Source organism: Streptomyces sp. NPDC001380 (assembly GCF_042895785.1).
Classification (GTDB): Bacteria; Actinomycetota; Actinomycetes; order Streptomycetales; family Streptomycetaceae; genus Peterkaempfera.
In genome coordinates this window covers 1-2,551 of record NZ_JBIAWP010000061.1, presented here as the reverse complement: position 1 = coordinate 2,551, position 2,551 = coordinate 1, and the positions used below count along the sequence as shown (strand labels likewise).

At 75.3% G+C, this 2,551-nt stretch carries 1 protein-coding gene; it reads right to left on the bottom strand.

The genetic code is table 11. The annotated features are described in order from the left end of the window. Positions 1-2,551: bifunctional FO biosynthesis protein CofGH (locus ACFY07_RS28510; protein ID WP_390872433.1), on the bottom strand; the 2,551-nt coding region annotated here is incomplete at both ends.

Sequence of the window (2,551 nt, the reverse complement as noted above, 5' to 3'; positions counted from 1 at the left end):
CCTCCAGCAGCGGCAGCAGTTCCGGCAGGTGTCCGTCGGAGGCGAGGGCTGCGGCGCGGCGTTCGGCGGGGACCTGGCCGTAGAGGGTGGTGCGCTGCCGGGCGGGGCGGCCGGCGGCCTGCGCGATGGCCTCCAGGTCGCGGACGGACCGGTGGGAGCCGTAGGCGGAGCCCGCCATCCGGGAGATGGTCTCCTCCATGAGGGTGCCGCCCAGGTCGTTGGCGCCGGAGCGCAGCATCCGGGCCGCGCCCTGCGCGCCGAGCTTGACCCAGCTGGTCTGGATGTTGGTGATGTGGGGGTGGAGCAGGAGGCGGGCCATGGCGGTGACCGCGAGGTTGTCGCGCTGGGTGGGGCCGGGGCGGGCGATGCCGGCCAGGTAGACGGGGGCGTTGGTGTGGACGAAGGGCAGCGTGACGAACTCGGTGAAGCCGCCGGTGCGCTGCTGTATCCGCGCGAGCAGGCGCAGGTGGCCCAGCCAGTGGCGGGGGGTGTCCACGTGCCCGTACATCATGGTCGAGGAGGAGCGGATGCCCAGGGCGTGGGCGGCGGTGACGACCTCGACCCAGGTGGCGGCGGGCAGCTTGCCCTTGGTGAGGATCCACCGGACGTCGTCGTCGAGGATCTCGGCCGCGGTGCCGGGGATGGTGTCCAGGCCGGCCTCCTTGGCCTGCTGCAGCCAGTCGCGGACGGACAGGCCGGTGCGGGCGGCGCCGTTGACGACCTCCATCGGGGAGAAGGCGTGCACGTGGATGCCGGGCACCCGCTCCTTGACCGCGCGGGCGATGTCGAAGTAGGCGGTGCCGGGCAGGTCGGGGTGGATGCCGCCCTGCATGCAGACCTCGGTGGCGCCCACGTCCCAGGCCTGGGCGGCCCGGTCGGCGACCTGGTCGAGGGAGAGGGTGTAGGCGTCCGCGTCGGTGCGGCGCTGGGCGAAGGCGCAGAAGCGGCAGCCGGTGTAGCAGACGTTGGTGAAGTTGATGTTGCGGGTGACGCAGTAGGTGACCTCGTCGCCGACGGTGTCGCGGCGCACGTCGTCGGCGATGCGGCACAGGGCGTCCAGCGCGGGGCCGTCGGCGTGCAGCAGGGCGAGGGCCTGGTCGTCGGTGAGCCTCGTGGGGTCGTCGGCGGCGGTCGCCAGGGCCTGGCGCACGTCGGCGTCGAACCGCTCGACGGCGTGCGGGGCGGCCTGCTCGCGCAGGGCCTCCCAGTCGCCGTAGACGTCCTCGAAGTCGCCGCGGCGGTCGGCGGAGCGGCCCTGGGTGTCGACGGCGCGGTGCAGGTCGGTGCGGCCGAGACCGGTGGCGGGGAAGGCGTCCTCCGGTTCCTGCCAGGGCAGGCCGGCCGGCCGGGCGCCCTCGCGGGCCAGGCCGGTCGCCGGGTCGGCCAGCGCGGTGACGTGCGGCACGATCCGCGGGTCCAGCCAGGGCTCGCCGCGCAGGACGTACTCCGGGTACACGGTCAGCCGCTCCTTGAGGACGAACCCGGCGGCGGCGGTGCGCTCCGCGAGCTCCTCGATGTGCGGCCAGGGCCGCTCGGGGTTGACGTGGTCCGGGGTGAGCGGGGAGACCCCGCCCCAGTCGTCGATGCCCGCGCCGAGCAGCAGCGCGTACTCCCCCTCGACGAGGTTCGGCGGCGCCTGGATGCGGGCGGAGGGGCCCAGCACCAGCCGGGCCACCGCGACCGCCGCGGCCAGCTCCTCCAGCTCGGCGTCGGGCATGCCGCGCATCGCGGTGTCCGGCTTGGCCCGGAAGTTCTGGACGATGACCTCCTGCACGCCCTGGTACTGCCGCGCCACCCGGCGGATCGCGAAGAGCGACTCGGCCCGCTCCTGGCGACTCTCGCCGATGCCGATCAGGATCCCGGTGGTGAACGGCACCGCGCTGCGCCCGGCGTCCTCCAGCACCCGCAGCCGCACGGCGGGCTCCTTGTCCGGGGAGCCGTGGTGCGGGCCGCCGGGCTCGGACCACAGGCGGGTCGCGGTGGTCTCCAGCATCATCCCCATGGAGGGGGCGACGGGCTTGAGGCGCTGCAGGTCGGTCCAGGTCAGGACGCCCGGGTTCAGGTGCGGCAGCAGGCCGGTCTCCTCCAGGACCCGCACGGCCATGGCGCGCACGTAGGCGAGGGTGTCGTCGTAGCCGTGGGCGTCCAGCCACGCGCGGGCCTGGGGCCAGCGCTCCTCGGGGCGGTCGCCCAGGGTGAACAGGGCCTCCTTGCAGCCGAGCGCCGCGCCCCGGCGGGCGATGTCCAGCACCTCGTCCGGCGAGAGGTACATCCCGTGGCCCTCGCGCCGGAGCCTGCCCGGCGCGGTGGCGAAGGTGCAGTAGTGGCAGCGGTCGCGGCAGAGCCGGGTGAGGGGGACGAACACCTTCCTGGAGTAGGTGACCACCCCGGGGCGGCCGGCCGCCTCCAGTCCGGCGTCCCGCACCCGGGCCGCCGAGGCGCACAGGTCGCGCAGGTCGGCGCCGCGCGCCGCGAGCAGCACCGCGGCCTCCGCGGTGTCCAGGGCGACGCCGTCGCGGGCCCGGCGCAGGGCCCGCCGCACGGCGCTGGA